We start from the raw sequence: 14738 nt of genomic DNA on the forward strand, positions 1-14738 counted from the left end.
TTCCCGGCGGCACGGCGGCGTTGGGTCAGACTGGATCGATCGGCATCTCCGGCACGCCGGGCGCCTCGATTGCCGCGCCCGCCGCGAGGCACAGGTCCTCCCGGTAGCGGGCGGCGACGAGCTGCACGCCGACAGGCGTGCGCCCGACGAGGCCGGTGGTGACGGTGAGCGCCGGGACGCCGAGCGGCGCCAGGCCGACCTGCAGCAGGTTCGCCTCGAAGGCGCGCTCGATCCCGGCCTCGCCGGTCCGGTCGAGCCCGTCCGGGAACGGCAGCTCCGCCGAGACCGGCACCAGCAGTACCGGATGCTCGGCGAGGAACAGCGACCAGTCCCGGGCGAGCGTCGCCCGCCGGATCAGCGCCTTGGCGATGGCGTCGGGCGGCATCGCCTCCGCAGGCTCGCGGAAATATTCCAGCAGATCGATCGCCGCCGGGTCGCCCTCGCGCTCGGCCGCCGCCCGGGTCGCTTCGTAGCCGTCGCCGAGCCAGAGCTGCAGCTGCAACGCGCTCGCCTCGCGGATCGGCGGCGTGTCGGCGATCTCCTCGACCGCCCAGCCCGCCTCGGTCAGTCGTCGCGCGGCGTCGCGCAAGGCGGCCTCGACTTCGGGTGCCACCGCGAGGCCGCCCGGCCGCACGCAGAGCGCCGCCCGTCGCGGCACCGCCGGTCCTTCCAGGGGCGCCGGAACCCACCACGGGTCGCGCGGGTCGGGGGCCGCCATCGCGTGGAGGCTCAGACGCAGATCGGCGATGCTGCGCGCCAGCGGCCCAGACACAGCCATAAGTTGCGGACCGATCCCGCGTTCGGGCGACGAGGCGTTCCAGGCCGGGATCCGGCCGAGGCTCGGGCGCAGGCCATGCACGCCGCAGGCATAGGCCGGATAGCGCACCGAGCCGGCGATGTCGGTTCCGTGGGCGATCGCCCCGATCCCGGCCGCCACCGCGGCGCCGGCCCCGCCGGACGAGCCCCCGGGGGTCAGCGCCGGATCGCGGGGGTTTTTGGTCTCGCCGTGCAGCTGGTTGGTGGTGAACCAGCGCAGCGAGAAGGCGGGCGTGTTGGTCCGCCCGAGCAGCACCGCCCCGGCCCGGCCCAGGTTGGCCACCACGGGGTTGTCGTCGGCGGCCACGAGGTCGCGCTGGAGGCGCAGCCCGTTCGTGGTCGCGAAGCCGCGCTGGTCGACATTCACCTTGATCGTCACCGGCACGCCCGCCAGCGGCCCGAGGGCATCGCCCCGGGCGCGGGCGGCGTCGACCGCGTCGGCCTGCGCCAGCACCTGCTCCGGGCGGTGCTCGACCACGGCGTTGATCCGGCCGTTGACCGCTTCGAGCCGCCCGAGAGCGGCCTGCGCCACCTCTCGGGCCGAAACCTGGCCGGTCCGAATCAAGGCCGAGAGGTCAGTCGCGGTCAGACGCCAGAGCTGCATTGAGAGATCCCTTCGCCAAGCCCCGCGGGGCAGAGATTCGCTCCGGATCCGTGCCGTGCGGGTGCCCGCCACGGTCCGTCGCGGCCTTATTCTTTATGCAAGTGCCCGGCCGCTTTTTTGAGCACGAGACGATAGCCAATGGCGGCAACGGCTTGCTGCGTTGCAGCAGAGGAAACTAAGCATTTCGCCGTAGTCGGCCCTTGCCAGACATAGAGTGATTGATAACCTCTTCACCGTTCGGGCGTTCGACCGGCCAGATCAACAAAAAGGATCGCTCTCCTCCGACGAAGACAGGCAACCTCCAGAACAAGGCAGGCTTCCATGGCAGAGATGATTCGCGTCAAGCCGACTCACGACGGCACCTACACAGTCTATCGCGGGACTCTCGCGTTGATCAGCGGCCTGACCCGCCTGCAGGCCGAACGCTACGAAGCCAGCATCAGCCGGCAGCAACAGACCGAACTCGCCGCCGCGAGCCATTGAGTGGCGGCCGAGGCCGGGCCCCGATCGGGTGCGGCCGGCCTCGGAACCGACGACACCGCGCGCCGCCACCGTCAGTCGAGGGCGATCGGTCCGAGATCTGAGACGATTCCGGCCGTATCGAGGCCGCGCCGCCGCGCGCTGACGGCGTAGCCGTCCCCCGACCTGGCGATCTCGTACAGCAGGTAAGAGGCCCGGCGCGCCGCCATCCCGCCATGCCCGTCCGGCCGCGCCGAGGCCGAGGGCGCTCCGATCACCGGCACGAATCGGCCGTCCGGCCCCGGCACCAGGGCGCTCGTAGTGGTGTGGTTGTGGCCGTGCAGGATCAGGTCGGCGCCGGCCCGGGCGATCATCGCCGTGAAGGCGGCAGCATCCTTGAGTTCCCGCCCCGCCGAGGCACCCCCCGGCTGCGGCGGATGGTGGATCATCACCACCCGGAACGGCTTGCCCGGCTCGGTGGCCAGCGCCCGCAACAGGGCCTCGGCGGCGGCGAGCTGCGGCGGCCCGAGTCGCCCGGTCGCCACGAACGGCTTCGTCGGGATCGCACTCGAGAGGCCGATCAGCGCCACCGGGCCCCGCCGCCGCAGGTAGGGAAACCGGCCGGACGAGCCCGAATCGTCGCCCGTGTAGCCGCCGCAGGCCGCCAGCAGCCCTTCCAGCGAGCCGCGGACATAGGCGTCGTGATTGCCCGGCACGAAGCTCACCGTCTCGGGTGAGCCCAGGGCCTCCAGGAAGGTGCGGGCGGTCTCCCACTCGCTCGGCAGGCCGATATTGCAGAGGTCGCCCGTGCAGGCGACATGCGCCGCGCCCTGCTGCTTCAGGTCCGCCACCAGGGTTTCGAGCACGGTCATGTCGTGGCTGCGCGAGCGGCCGCGCCGCCAGTTGGCGTAGCCGGTGGCGCGCTTGCCGATGAGCTGGTGCAGGCGCACGCGGCCGAGCGGGCCGACATGGGGGTCGCTCAGATGGGCGAGGCGGAAGGTCAAGGCCGACGATCAACGCGCGAGAGGGGCACGGGGCGCGCCCCGCATCGCGGTCGCGGGCCCGCGCGTCAAGCGCTGCCGATCAGCATGCCCGTCGCGAGCACCAGCGCGCCGCCGAGCATCACCTGGATCGCCGCGCGCCAGAACGGCGTCGCCATGAAGCGGGTGCGGATCGCCGCGATGGCGACCAATTCGACGATCACCACCAGGATGGCGAGGCTCGTGGCTAGGACGAACGGGTTCGGCCAGCCCGCCGGGAGCCGGTCGGGGATCGCGTAGGGCAGCGTGTGCCCGAGGCCGCCCAGCGTCGTCATCACCCCGCAGACCAGGCCGCGGACCCACGGATCGCCGCGCCCGGTGATGCTGCCGTCGTCGGACAGGGCCTCCGTGAAGCCCATGCTGATGCCGGCCCCCACCGAGGCCGCGAGCCCGACCAGGAAAGTCGCGCCGTTATGGCCGGTGGCGAAGGCCGCCGCGAAGATCGGCGCCAAGGTCGAGACCGACCCGTCGATCAGGCCGGCGAGGCCGGGCTGCACGTAGCGCAGGGCAAAAGCCTTCCGGGCCTCCGCGGCGGCCGCAACCGGATTCTGAAGGGCAGCTGCCATATGGGTTCGCGCTCCTGTTTAGAGAAATTCTAATCTATATTTTAGAACCAATCCAAACAAGGCTGCGCGCGAAAATTTCCGGTGTGCTGCGCCGTCCTCACCCGGGCCGGGTGCATGGCAGACAGGCAGCCTGGGCGGGCTGATGGTTGCCCGAGTTGCCTTGGCTCCGGGGCGGGGACTAGACCATGGATGGATGAATCCCCGCCCGGTCCGTTCGGGCTGTGCCGCTCCGGCTGCCACAAGCGTCTCAATGAGCCTCGGCAAGCGTATCCTCCGTCATCCCGCCGTTCAGCGCGTCCTCGGGCGCGTGGCGGCCGGCTATCTGCGTCTCGTGCAGGCCACGAATCGCTTCGAGGTCCATGCCGACGCGGCCGGGCACGGGGCCGCGGACGGGTGGATCGACGCGCATGTGCCGCTCATCGCCGGCATGTGGCATGGCCAGCACATCATGATGCCGTTCATGCGCCGGCCGCGAGACCGGGTCGCCACGATCATCTCGAAGAACCCGGACGGCAACATCAACACCATCGCGCTGGAGCATCTCGGCGTGCGCGTGATCCGAGCCTCCGGCGCCCGCGGCCGGGACCGGGCGACCGATGCCCGGGCCAAGGGCGGCGCGGAGGGCTTGCGGGCGATGCTGCGGGCCCTGAAGGCCGGCGAGTCGGTGGCCTTCAGCGCGGACGTGCCGAAGGTCTCGCGCCGCTGCGACGCCGGGATCCTGACGCTGGCGCGCTTCTCCGGCCGGCCGATCGTCCCGGCCGCCGTGGTGACCAGCCGGCACCTGCGCTTCGGGTCCTGGGACCGGGCCTGTCTCGGCCTGCCGTTCGGCCGGGGCGCGGTGGTTCTGGGCGAGCCGATCTACGTTGCCCGCGACTGCGCCGGCGACGAGTTCGAGGCGCTCCGGCGGCGCCTCGAAGCCGAGATGAACCGGGTGCATGCCCGCGCCTACGCCCTGGTCGGGCGGGCCGATCGCGCTGCGCTCTATCGCAATGGGTCCCCGGCCGTGGCGGCCGCCCCGGTGGGAGACCCCGCGTGAAGCTGCCGCCCGTGACCCTGCCGCTGCTGGCCTACCGGGGCGGCTTGCGCGTCGGCGTGCCTGCCCTGGCCGGGCTCCTCGCCTGGCGCGCGCATCACGGCAAGGAGGATCCGCTGCGGCTGCCCGAGCGGCGCGGCCTGCCCGGCCGGGCCCGTCCGGTCGGTCCCCTGGCCTGGATGCACGGCGCCAGCGTCGGCGAGGTCCTGTCGCTGATCGGGCTTGTCGAAGGCATGATCGCCCGCGGCTTCTCGGTGCTGGTGACCACGGGGACGCGCTCGGCCGCCGAGCTGATCGGATCCCGCCTTCCGCCCGGCGCGGTGCACCAGTACGTGCCGCTCGACGCGCCGCGCTGGGTCGCGCGGTTCCTCGCCCATTGGCAGCCGAACCTCGCGATCGTGGCCGAGTCGGAGATCTGGCCGAACACGATCCTGGAACTGGACGCCCGCGAGATCCCGTTGATCCTGGTCAACGGCCGGATGTCGGAGCGGTCGTTCAAGAGCTGGGAGCGCTGCCCGCGCACCGCCAAGGCCCTGCTGTCGCGGATCGCGGTCTGCCTGACCCAGACCCAGGAGGACGGCGCGCGCTACGCCAAGCTCGGGGCTCCCCGGGTGAGCGTCACCGGCAACCTGAAATTCGACGCCCAGGTACCGCCGGTCGACCTGCAGCAGCTGGACTATCTCGGCGGCATGATCGCCGACCGGCCGGTCTGGGTCGCGGCGAGCACCCATGAGGGCGAGGACAGCATCGTCGCCTACGCCCATGCGGTGCTGAAGGCGCAGTTTCCGAGGCTCCTGACGATCCTCGCGCCCCGGCATCCGAGCCGCGGCGCGGAGGCGGCCGAATCAGCGGGCGCCTACGGCCTGCGCAGCGCGCGGCGTTCCAGCGGCGGCCGTCCCCACCCGTCCGTCGAGGTCTACGTCGCCGACACGATCGGCGAGATGGGCCTGTTCTACCGGCTCGCGCCCCTGGCGTTCCTCGGCGGATCCCTGGTCCCGCATGGCGGCCAGAACCCGATCGAGCCGGTGCGCCTCGATACCGCGATCCTGCACGGGCCGCACACCGGGAATTTCGACGTGGTCTATCGCGCCCTCGACCGGGCCGGCGCCGCCCTGCCGGTGCGGGACGGGGTCGAGCTGGCGGCCATGGTTGGCGAACTCTTAGGCGACCCGGCGCGCCTCGCCGGCATGGTGCAGGCGGGGCCGCGGGCGCTGGAGCCGTTCGAGGGCGCGGTCGGCCGCACGCTCGCGGTGCTCGAACCGTTCGTGGCGCAATTGAAGCTCCAGCGGCTCGACCGGGGTGACCTCGCACGTCCGCTCGTACGGGTCTGATGCGCCCGCCGCGCTTCTGGGCGGCGGGCGCCGACCACCCGGCCGCGCGCTGTCTCGCGCCCCTCGGCGCGGCGTATGGTGCGCTGACCGCCCGGCGCATGGATCGCCCCGGTGCCCAAGCAGGCTGCCCGGTCCTGTGCCTGGGAAACTTCACCCTCGGCGGGGCCGGCAAGACGCCCGCCGCGATCGCGGTCGCGGCTCTGCTCGTCGAGCTCGGCCGGAGGCCGGCCTTCCTGTCCCGCGGGTATGGCGGACGCCTGACCGGTCCGGTCCGGGTCGATCCGGACAGCCACGCGGCCGTGGAGGTCGGCGACGAGCCGCTGCTCCTCGCCCGTCATGCGCCGACGATCGTGTCCCGGGACCGTCCGGCCGGGGCGGCCCTGTGCCGAGCCCTCGGCGCCGACGTGATCGTGATGGATGACGGGCTGCAGAACCCGACGCTGTCCAAGGATCTCGCCTGGGCGGTGGTCGATGCCGGCGCGGGCATCGGGAACGGGCGCCCGTTCCCGGCCGGTCCCTTGCGGGCGCCGCTCGAACGGCAATGGCCTCACGTCGCGGGCCTGATCCTGGTCGGGGACGGGGCGCCGGGCGCGGCGGTGGCGGAATCCGCCGAGCGGCGCGGGCTGCCGGTCCACCGGGCGCGGCTGGTCCCGGACGGAGCCGATCTGTCCGGCCGGCGCTGCCTCGCCTTCGCGGGGATCGGACGTCCGGACAAATTTTTCGAGACGCTGCGCGGGACCGGAGCCGTGATCGTCCAAGCACGCCCCTTCCCCGATCACCATCCTTATCGGGCGGCTGAGCTTGCAGCCCTCGCGGCCGAGGCCGACCGGCTCGGCGCGGAGCTCGTGACCACCGAGAAAGACGCCGTGCGGTTGCCCGCCGCCTTCGCGGCGCGGATCCGCGTGCTGCGCGTGCGCCTCGTCCCGGACGATCGGGCGGCGCTGCTTCGGCAGATCCGGCAGGCGCTGTGACGGTTACGGCCGCCCGGTTTCCTTGAGGCGCGTCAGGATCGCCTCCGGCGACACGTAGGCCTCCTGCCGGATGGCGCTCCAGTAGCGCAGCTCGTCCAGCGGGATCGGCTCGCCGGTCACCGCGCAGCGCACGAAGCCGCCCGGTTTGACCACCCGCATGGTGCCGTCCCCGTACTGGACGACCGCCTCGCCGTTATGTCCACGCTCGTAGCGACCCAGCACGTCCGCCTCCTGATCGATCCCGCCTTCTACACGATCCGACGCGTTCGCAGAATCACGCGAGCATCGAGGGCGTTGCCTCGGCGGCAAGCAGGCCCCGGGCCGTGTCGGCATCGACATGCATGCGTGCGATCAGGGCGTCGGCGCTGGCGAACCGCTCTTCGCCGCGAATGTAGCCGACGCATTCCACGGCGATCTCCCGCCCGTAGAGGTCACCGGAGAAATCGAACAGGTAGACCTCGAGGAGCGGTGCGCCATCGTCGAAGGTCGGGCGGCGCCCGTAGCTGGCGACGCCGTCGCGGACCTCGCCGGGCCCGAGGCGCACGCGCACCGCATAGATGCCGTGTGCCAGCCCGCAATCGGGCAGCATCACGTTGGCGGTCGGGAAGCCGAGTTGGCGCCCGCGCTTGTCGCCGTGGCGGACCTGGCCCAGCACGAACCAGCGATAGCCGAGCAGCGCGTTGGCCCGGGCGACATCGCCCGACGCCAGGGCCGCGCGAATCGCGCTCGACGAGACCGGTTCGGTCTCGCCCGTCAGGGCGACCGGCTCGACGATCCGGCAGCTCAGCCCGGCCTCGCGGCACAGCGCGGCCAGGATCGCCGGCGTGCCCTCGCGACCACGGCCGAAATGGAAATCGTGGCCGACCACCACGCCGGACAGGCCGAGCGACCCTTTCAGGAAGTCGAGCACGAAGGCGCGGGCGCCGGTGGCGGCGAGCGCCCCGTCGAAGCGGCGCACGATCAGCCCGTCGAGGCCGAGATGCGCGAACACGATCTCCTTCGCGGGCAGCGACGTGAGCCGGAACATCGGCGCGTCGGGGGCGAAATAGGCGCGCGGATGCGGCTCGAAGGTCAGCACCGCCGCCGGCCGGCCGGCCTCGCGTGCCGCCGCGCGCACGTTCTCCACCAGCACCCGGTGGCCGCGATGGACGCCGTCGAAATTGCCGATTGCCGCGACGGCACCGGCCAGGGCCGGCGGTACCGGCGCGTCGGCGCCGCAAATCATGAAGGGCCGCATGGCCGGTTCGTCGCCTGAGGCCATCGATTCGGGGTCGGAGACTCGAAAAAGGGTCGGGTGGAGGCGCCTGCGCTGTCCGCATCAGGCCCGACACCGCCGGACCCTGCCGAAAGGTGCCCGGAGGGTCAAGCGAACCGACCGTCCTGCGACATCGCAGGGCTCGACCGCGAATGCCACACCTGCAGATTAACGCCTTCGCAATCCCCGTGCCCTATTTTAAATGCTGTGCAGCGCGGCTATTTTGCAGCGTTAGTGAAGCCTTCATCTTTTCGGGAGCCGCCTCGGCCTCCCGCCGGGCAATACGGAGCAGTTGGTCTATGGCTCTCGATCTGAGCATGCCGATCCTCGTTGTCGACGATTACCAGACGATGGTCCGAATCATTCGGAATCTACTGAAGCAGCTCGGCTTCGAAGAGGTCGACGACGCTTCGGATGGTACCGCAGCACTGGCGCGCCTCAAGGACCGCAAGTACGGCCTGGTCATCTCCGACTGGAACATGGAGCCGATGACCGGCTACGAGCTGCTCCGCCATGTGCGCGCCGACGAAAATCTGCGGACGACGCCGTTCATCATGGTGACCGCCGAATCGAAGACGGAAAACGTCATCGCCGCCAAGAAGGCCGGGGTGAACAATTATATCGTCAAGCCGTTCAACGCGGCGACGCTCAAGTCCAAGATCGAGGCTGTCTGCGGGAATTGATGAGTCCCGTGGCCCATCCCACGCGCCCTCCGGTGAAGCCCCCGGCACGCCGGAAGGCGACCAAAAGCGATGCCGCCGGCGTCGCCGGTCGTCGATCCCAGGAGAAGAGCATGTCGTCAGCCGCCGCGCGACAGCCCGATATGCGGTTCCGTGAACCGCACGCCGTGATCTCCGAATTGATCGAGATTGCGGATTACATCGCTCATCTGCGCGAGGAGATCGGCGCGCTCCGGGCGAACGAGATGAGCCGCGACCGGATCCCCATGGCCCATGAGGAACTCGGCAGCGTCGTGGCCGCGACCGCCGGGGCCACCAACACGATCATGGAGGCCGCCGAGGCGATGCTCATGCTCCCGGACGGCCCGGGCTACCGGGACGCCGTCGAGGAGCGGATCAACACGATCTTCGAGGCCTGCGCCTTCCAGGACATCACCGGCCAGCGCATCGCCAAGGTGGTCGAGGCCCTGCGGCTGTTCGAGCAGCGGCTGGCCCGCTTCGTCGGCGCCGTGAAGGCCCGGGATGCCGCCTCCACCGATCCGGTCGAGGTGGCACGCCGCGCCCGCGCCGAGGACCTTCTGCTCAACGGCCCCCAGGCCGTGGAGGAAACGCCCTCCCAGAACGACATCGACGCCCTGTTCGCCTGACCGGTCTCGTTTCCGCCGTCAGATCATCGACGCTGGCCGTTCGACCTGTATAGATCGCCCGCGGCAACCGGGTGCTGCATGCGGCGCCGAAGGCGGGACTAGGCCCAAATCATGGTGGCGCGGTTCTGGTCCGATCTGACCACGGACGACCTGGCCCGGCGCGACATGCGGCGGGCGGTGGCGGTGCTGCCGGTCGCCGCCATCGAGCAGCACGGCCCGCACCTGCCGCTCGGTACCGATGCGATCATCGCCGAGGGCTACCTCGCCCGTGTGCATGAGCGGGTGCCGGACGATCTCGACGTACTCCTGCTGCCGGTCCAGACCATCGGCAAATCCGACGAGCACGACGAATTTCCGGGCACGCTCTCCCTCGACACCGGGACGGCGCTCGCCGCCTGGACCGGGATCGGCACCGCGATCCACCGGGCCGGCTGCCGCAAGCTGGTGATCGTCACGAGCCACGGCGGCAACAGCGCCTTCATCGATCTCGTGGCCGGTGCGTTGCGGGCGCGGTTCGGCATGATCGCGGTCACGACCGCCTGGGCGAGGTTCGGCTACCCGGACGGCCTGTTCCCCGCGGAAGAAATCGCCCACGGCATCCATGCCGGCGGCGTCGAGACCGCGCTAATGCTGGCCCTGCGGCCGGATCTGGTGCGGACCGACCGGATCGCCGATTTCCCGCCGCGCAGCCTCGCCATGGTCCGGGATTTCACCCATCTGCGCGCCGGCCGCCCCGCCGCCTTCGCCTGGAAGGCCGGCGACCTGCATCCCTCCGGGGCCATGGGCGATGCCCGGCTCGGCTCCGCGGAGGCCGGGCAGGCGGCGCTCGATCACGGCGCCGCCGCCTTCGTTGAGCTGCTGCAGGACGTCGACCGTTTCGAGCTCGACGGAGCCGATCCGGCGTAACCGCCACCGCATTGCGACCGAAAGGCTGGTCATGCGCCGGCATTCTCCGCCGGTGCCGGGAGGCCCGGCCATGAAAATCGTCGCGTTGATCTCCGCAGCCGTGATGCTCGCCGCCATGCGCCCGGCCGCGTCCCTGGAGCGCCCCGTCGTCGTCGAGCTGTTCACCTCGCAGAGTTGCTCCTCCTGCCCGCCCGCCGAAGCGCTGATCGGCCGGCTCGCCCATGAGGGCGCGGACGTGCTACCGCTGGCCTTCCACGTCACCTACTGGAACCACTTGGACTGGCGCGACCCCTATTCCCTGCCCGCCGCCACCGACCGCCAGAACGACTACGCCGCGCGGTTCGGCGGCCCGACCTATACGCCCCAGGCCGTGATCGACGGGCAGGCGGGCCTGGTCGGCTCCGACGAGGCCGGTCTGCGGGCGGCGATCGCGCAGGCGCGGAACCTCGGACAGGCCGTCCGGGTGACGCTGGCCCGCGAGGGCACCCGCCTCTCCGCCCGTGTCGGGGCGGGGAGCGGTTCGGGCCGGGTCCTGCTGATCGGCTTCGACCCGAGCCATACCAGCCGGGTCCTGCGCGGCGAGAATGCCGGGCGCACGATCGAGCAGGCCAATGTCGTCCGGTCGATCCAGGATCTCGGTCCGTGGTCCGGCTCTGCGGCGACCTTCGAGGCCGCCGCGCCGGCGGGCGAGACCGCCGCCCTCCTCCTGCAGGCCGAGGATGGCCGCATCCTCGGCGCGGCCCGGTTGAGCGAGCGCCTCGCCGGGGCCGAGGAGAGCCCGCGATGATGCTGGCCATGCCGGGCTGCGTCGCAGGGCGCGGATGGGCGCTGGCGCCCGACTCCAACCCCGCGCTAGACTCGGCCCAGGCCGGGGGACGGATCGGCGGCGGAGCCCGGATGGCGCTCGAAGGGGAACTGGCCGCTCTGATGGCGGCGACGCAGGGCGGCGACGCGGGCGCGTATCGCGCCCTGCTGAAGGCGTGCCTGCCCATCGTCTCGGCGATCGCCCGGGCGCAGGGCGTGCGCGGCGAGGCGGTGGACGACGTCGTTCAGGACACGCTGATGACCGTGCATCGCGCGCGCGCCAGCTACGATCCCGCGCGGCCGTTCATGCCGTGGCTGCGGGCCATCACCCAGCGCCGGGCGATCGACCGCCTGCGCCGGTCCGGCCGCCGGCCCCGGGAGGTCCACGATCCCCTCGCCTACGAGGCCGAGGCCGATCCGGGCCCCGAGCCCGGCCAGGGCCTGGAGGCGCGCGACCGGGCCGCGGCGCTGGCCCGCGCGGTCGCGTCCCTGCCGGACGGACAGCGGCAGGCCGTGGAGCATCTCGGCCTGCGCGAATTGTCCCTGGACGAGACCGCGGCGCTCACCGGGCGCAGCAAGGGCGCGCTCAAGGTCAACCTGCACCGGGCCCTGAAGGCCCTGCGCGCCAGCCTGATGCAGGAGCGGCGCTGATGGCCGATCTCGCCCGCCACGAGCGGCTCGTCGAGGATCTCGCCGGCAGCCTGGAGCCGGTCCGGCCGCTGCAGGCGCCCGCTCTGCGCGCCGCCCTGTGGCTCGGCGCGGCCCTGCTGATCGGGCTGGTCCTGGCAAGCCGGATCGACACCAGTGGCTTCATGCTGCGCATGGGCGTGCCGGACCTCGCCCTGGCGGCGCTCGGCGCGGTGCTGACGGCGGTCGGCGCCGCCGTCGCGGCCTTCGCCACCAGCGTGCCGGGCCGCTCCCGGGCCTGGGCCCTGCTGCCGCTGCCGCCCCTGGCCCTCTGGATCGGGGCGAGCGGGTTCGGCTGCCTGCGCGACTGGATCGCCCCCGGCACCGGGCCGCTGCACCCGCAGGAGGTCGCCGGCTGCTTCAGCTTCCTGGTCTGCGTCTCGGTGCCGCTCTCGGTGCTGATCGTCGTGATGCTCCGCCGGGCCTGCCCGCTGCGCCCGAACCTCACGGCCGCCCTGGGGGGGCTCGCCGCCGCCGCCGCGGCCGCCGCGCTGCTGATGCCGTTCCACCCGCACGACGCGACCGCGACGGATCTGCTGATCCACGCTGTGGCGGTCGTCGGGGTGATCGGGCTCAACGGCCTCGCCGGCGGCCGGCTGCTCGGCCGTGGTGTCGGGAACGGCTGAGCGTCGGACGAACTCCGGTCGATTCCGTCGGGATGGCGGAATCCGGCATCGTTCGCGCGCCGCTTTCCCGGACGCCTGGAACATCAGTGGAGGGCGATCCGGGACCCAGGAGAGAATGAGCCGCGCAGCGGCGCGATGCAGACGCTTCGCGTCGTCTCGTGCCGGCTCCCGGGTCGCATTCCGCTCGCGCTCCATGCGCCCGGGAAAGGGCACAGGGGACAACGGCAACGCTCGGCGCCGTCAGTTTCGATTCAGTCCGCGTCCGGATCCGCCCCCGGCCAAGCCACGATGCGGTCCGGCAGCTCGTCGTCGGAAAACTCTTCCTCGTTGCCGGCGAGCCGGCCGCGGATGGAGATGCCCGCCTCGTGGACGCTCGCGGCCCGGCCCGAGACCAGGGGATGCCACGGGTAGAGCGGCTCGCCGTCCCGGATGAGGCGATAGGCGCAGGTCGGCGGCAGCCACGGGATCGTGCGCACCGCTTCTGGGGTCAGACGGACACAATCGGGCACCCTCTTCTGCCGGTGGGCGTAATCGCGGCAGCGGCAGGTCAGGCCGTCCAGCAGGGTGCAGCCGATATCGGTGTGGTGGACCTCGCCAGTCTCGTCGTCCTCGAGCTTGATCAGGCAGCACCGGCCGCACCCGTCGCACAGGCTCTCCCACTCGGATGGGGTCATCGCTTCGAGCGCCTTGGTCCGCCAGAACGGCTCGGTGACCCGGCGGCGCTGCGCCTCGGGCTTGGGCATCTGTCCATCTCTCGATCGGGAGGTGTGTTCCTCTGCCCGAGCCGGCGCCGCGGGGCAAGCGGAAGCGTCTGTGGCGAATCATGAGACTGCGCAGAGCCTCGCCGACCGTTCCGGATCCTGCTAAGGATGGGGACGCCGCGCGGTGTCTCGGCCGCAGGTTCTTGCCCGCGGCGCGGGCGCTCGACAAGCCGGGTCCGACATCGTGCGCCTGCCGACGCTCACCGAGATCAAGATCCGCATCGAGCGCGCCGCCTTGGCGTTCGATGCCTGGGTCAATGCCGGCCTCTACGACAGCGGCCGGTCCACCGGTGCGGCCTATGATCGCTTCCAGAGAGTCATGAGCCGGTTCGCCGTGCATGGCTGGAAGCGCATCGCCCTCGATCTGACCAGCGAAGCCGTCACCCTCGGGGCCGGCGGCGCGGTGCTGCTGCTCGCCTTCGCGCAGCCGGCCTTCCAGCTGACCAGCGACAACTGGCTGAAGCAGCAGGACCTCGCAGTCACGTTCCTCGACCGTTACGGCACTGAGGTTGGCCGGCGCGGCATCAAGCACGACGACTCGCTCAAGCTCGACGAGTTTCCCGACATCATGATCAAGGCGCTGGTCTCCACCGAGGACCGGCGCTTCTACGAGCATTGGGGCATCGACCCGATCGGCACCCTGCGGGCGCTGGTCAACAACTCGCGTGGCGGCGGCAGCACGCAGGGCGGCTCCTCGATCACCCAGCAGCTCGCCAAGAATCTTTTTTTGACGAATGAGCGCTCGCTCGAAAGAAAGGTCAACGAGGCGTTCCTGGCGCTTTGGCTCGAGAGTCATCTGACCAAGAACGAGATCCTCAAGCTCTATCTCGACCGGGCCTATATGGGCGGCGGCACGTTCGGCGCCGTGGCGGCGGCGGATTACTATTTCGGCAAGCCGCTCAAGGACATCAGCCTCGCGGAGGCCGCTATGCTGGCGGGGCTGTTCAAGGCGCCGACGAAATACGCGCCCCACGTCAACCTGCCCGCCGCCCGCGCCCGCGCCGCCGACGTGCTGCACAACATGGTCGAGGCCGGGTTCGTCACCGAAGGGCAGATCCAGACCGCCCTGCGCAACCCCGCCACCCCGGTGACCCGGACGCGCGACATCACGGCCGACTACTACCTCGATTGGGCCTTCGGCGAGATCAAGGGCATGGCGGATGCGGGCAAGCTCCGCAGCGACCGCGTGCTGACCGTCAAGACGCCCCTCGACCTCGCGATCCAGAAGCGGGCCGACAACGTCGTGGCCGACATCCTGCGCAAGTCCGGCGACGCCTTCGACGTCGACGAAGCCGCCATGGTGATCCTCGATCCGGATGGGGCGCTGCGCGCCATGGTCGGCGGCGCCGATTACGGCGAGAGCCAGTTCAACCGCGCCACCGACGCGCTGCGCCAGCCCGGCTCCTCGTTCAAGCCCTACGTCTACTCCGCCGCCCTCCTCTCGGGCCTGTTCAAGCCGGAAACCGCGGTGGTCGACAGCCCGGTCTGCATCGGCAACTGGTGCCCGCAGAACTACGGCCGGTCCTATGCCGGCCGGGTGCCGATGTGGCTC

16 protein-coding genes and 1 pseudogene are annotated in these 14738 nt (G+C 71.4%); 11 read left to right on the forward strand and 6 right to left on the reverse strand.

The features are described from left to right. Nucleotides 1-25: 25 nt before the first annotated feature. Entirely contained in the window at nucleotides 26-1420 is a 1395-nt protein-coding gene (locus MKL09_RS13580; protein WP_244020820.1) for an amidase family protein, read from the reverse strand. 321 nt (nucleotides 1421-1741) lie between these two features. Between MKL09_RS13580 and MKL09_RS13585 the strand changes: the two genes are divergently transcribed. Continuing rightward, the gene (locus tag MKL09_RS13585) at nucleotides 1742-1903 is read left to right on the forward strand and encodes a hypothetical protein (protein ID WP_244020822.1); all 162 of its coding nucleotides are present in this window, start codon (nucleotides 1742-1744) and stop codon (nucleotides 1901-1903) included. 71 nt (nucleotides 1904-1974) lie between these two features. On the opposite strand, the gene MKL09_RS13590 is transcribed toward MKL09_RS13585, so the two are convergent. Beyond that, a complete protein-coding gene (locus tag MKL09_RS13590) occupies nucleotides 1975-2883 on the reverse strand; it encodes a metallophosphoesterase family protein (protein WP_244020824.1) in 909 nt (302 codons plus the stop codon). A gap of 65 nt (nucleotides 2884-2948) precedes the next feature. Next, nucleotides 2949-3440: pseudogene (locus MKL09_RS13595) on the reverse strand (VIT1/CCC1 transporter family protein); the annotation flags it as partial. 295 nt (nucleotides 3441-3735) lie between these two features. On the opposite strand from MKL09_RS13595, the gene MKL09_RS13600 reads away from it, so the two are divergent. From MKL09_RS13600 to lpxK, 3 genes are read left to right on the forward strand one after another with little or no spacing between them, the layout of a single operon-like run. Continuing rightward, nucleotides 3736-4521 carry a lysophospholipid acyltransferase family protein gene (locus MKL09_RS13600; protein ID WP_244020825.1) on the forward strand — a complete coding sequence of 262 codons (786 nt, stop codon included), beginning with the start codon at nucleotides 3736-3738 and terminating at the stop codon, nucleotides 4519-4521. Next, complete coding sequence (locus MKL09_RS13605) at nucleotides 4518-5849, forward strand: 3-deoxy-D-manno-octulosonic acid transferase (protein WP_244020826.1); 1332 nt, start codon at nucleotides 4518-4520, stop codon at nucleotides 5847-5849. The genes MKL09_RS13600 and MKL09_RS13605 overlap by 4 nt, the downstream gene beginning before the upstream one ends. Continuing rightward, entirely contained in the window at nucleotides 5849-6820 is a 972-nt protein-coding gene (lpxK, locus tag MKL09_RS13610) for a tetraacyldisaccharide 4'-kinase (protein WP_244020827.1), read from the forward strand. Before MKL09_RS13605 ends, lpxK begins: the two co-directional genes overlap by 1 nt. 3 nt (nucleotides 6821-6823) lie before the next feature. Here the strand turns inward: lpxK and MKL09_RS13615 are convergent, their stop codons facing one another. Together MKL09_RS13615 and MKL09_RS13620 are read right to left on the reverse strand one after the other, a co-directional pair. Then, nucleotides 6824-7042, reverse strand: coding sequence for a DUF2093 domain-containing protein (locus tag MKL09_RS13615; protein WP_244020829.1), 219 nt, complete (start codon nucleotides 7040-7042; stop codon nucleotides 6824-6826). A gap of 52 nt (nucleotides 7043-7094) precedes the next feature. Next, entirely contained in the window at nucleotides 7095-8081 is a 987-nt protein-coding gene (locus MKL09_RS13620) for a bifunctional riboflavin kinase/FAD synthetase (protein WP_244020831.1), read from the reverse strand. Between the two features lie 293 nt (nucleotides 8082-8374). On the opposite strand from MKL09_RS13620, the gene MKL09_RS13625 reads away from it, so the two are divergent. From MKL09_RS13625 to MKL09_RS13650, 6 genes are all read left to right on the forward strand, one after another. Then, nucleotides 8375-8758 carry a response regulator gene (locus MKL09_RS13625; protein ID WP_007560016.1) on the forward strand — a complete coding sequence of 128 codons (384 nt, stop codon included), beginning with the start codon at nucleotides 8375-8377 and terminating at the stop codon, nucleotides 8756-8758. Nucleotides 8759-8868: 110 nt separating this feature from the next. Further along, on the forward strand, nucleotides 8869-9402 hold the full coding sequence (locus MKL09_RS13630) for a protein phosphatase CheZ (protein WP_244020832.1): 534 nt from the start codon (nucleotides 8869-8871) through the stop codon (nucleotides 9400-9402). Nucleotides 9403-9513: 111 nt separating this feature from the next. After that, nucleotides 9514-10308, forward strand: coding sequence for a creatininase family protein (locus tag MKL09_RS13635; protein WP_244020833.1), 795 nt, complete (start codon nucleotides 9514-9516; stop codon nucleotides 10306-10308). 70 nt (nucleotides 10309-10378) lie between these two features. Further along, nucleotides 10379-11095, forward strand: a complete 717-nt coding sequence (locus MKL09_RS13640; RefSeq protein ID WP_244020834.1) for a DUF1223 domain-containing protein — start codon at nucleotides 10379-10381, stop codon at nucleotides 11093-11095. Further along, nucleotides 11092-11763: an RNA polymerase sigma factor gene (locus tag MKL09_RS13645; protein ID WP_244020835.1), complete on the forward strand. Its 672-nt coding sequence runs from the start codon at nucleotides 11092-11094 to the stop codon at nucleotides 11761-11763. The genes MKL09_RS13640 and MKL09_RS13645 overlap by 4 nt, the downstream gene beginning before the upstream one ends. After that, entirely contained in the window at nucleotides 11763-12425 is a 663-nt protein-coding gene (locus MKL09_RS13650; RefSeq protein WP_244020836.1) for an NrsF family protein, read from the forward strand. Before MKL09_RS13645 ends, MKL09_RS13650 begins: the two co-directional genes overlap by 1 nt. Before the next feature lie 251 nt (nucleotides 12426-12676). Here MKL09_RS13650 and MKL09_RS13655 read toward each other — a convergent pair whose 3' ends face one another. Then, entirely contained in the window at nucleotides 12677-13168 is a 492-nt protein-coding gene (locus MKL09_RS13655) for a YcgN family cysteine cluster protein (protein WP_244020837.1), read from the reverse strand. Between the two features lie 202 nt (nucleotides 13169-13370). On the opposite strand from MKL09_RS13655, the gene MKL09_RS13660 reads away from it, so the two are divergent. Beyond that, on the forward strand, nucleotides 13371-14738 hold a 1368-nt coding region (locus MKL09_RS13660; protein WP_244020838.1), incomplete at its 3' end, for a transglycosylase domain-containing protein.

The sequence above is a fragment of the Methylobacterium sp. J-048 genome (assembly GCF_022829515.1).
Taxonomy (GTDB): Bacteria; Pseudomonadota; Alphaproteobacteria; order Rhizobiales; family Beijerinckiaceae; genus Methylobacterium.

Coding starts and splice junctions, on each gene's coding strand:
- MKL09_RS13580 (WP_244020820.1), bottom strand. CDS start 1,420: ATGCAGCTCTGGCGTCTGACCGCGACTGACCTCTCGGCCTTGATTCGG.
- MKL09_RS13585 (WP_244020822.1), top strand. CDS start 1,742: ATGGCAGAGATGATTCGCGTCAAGCCGACTCACGACGGCACCTACACA.
- MKL09_RS13600 (WP_244020825.1), top strand. CDS start 3,736: ATGAGCCTCGGCAAGCGTATCCTCCGTCATCCCGCCGTTCAGCGCGTC.
- lpxK (WP_244020827.1), top strand. CDS start 5,849: ATGCGCCCGCCGCGCTTCTGGGCGGCGGGCGCCGACCACCCGGCCGCG.
- MKL09_RS13620 (WP_244020831.1), bottom strand. CDS start 8,081: ATGGCCTCAGGCGACGAACCGGCCATGCGGCCCTTCATGATTTGCGGC.
- MKL09_RS13625 (WP_007560016.1), top strand. CDS start 8,375: ATGGCTCTCGATCTGAGCATGCCGATCCTCGTTGTCGACGATTACCAG.
- MKL09_RS13630 (WP_244020832.1), top strand. CDS start 8,869: ATGTCGTCAGCCGCCGCGCGACAGCCCGATATGCGGTTCCGTGAACCG.
- MKL09_RS13635 (WP_244020833.1), top strand. CDS start 9,514: ATGGTGGCGCGGTTCTGGTCCGATCTGACCACGGACGACCTGGCCCGG.
- MKL09_RS13640 (WP_244020834.1), top strand. CDS start 10,379: ATGAAAATCGTCGCGTTGATCTCCGCAGCCGTGATGCTCGCCGCCATG.
- MKL09_RS13645 (WP_244020835.1), top strand. CDS start 11,092: ATGATGCTGGCCATGCCGGGCTGCGTCGCAGGGCGCGGATGGGCGCTG.
- MKL09_RS13650 (WP_244020836.1), top strand. CDS start 11,763: ATGGCCGATCTCGCCCGCCACGAGCGGCTCGTCGAGGATCTCGCCGGC.
- MKL09_RS13655 (WP_244020837.1), bottom strand. CDS start 13,168: ATGCCCAAGCCCGAGGCGCAGCGCCGCCGGGTCACCGAGCCGTTCTGG.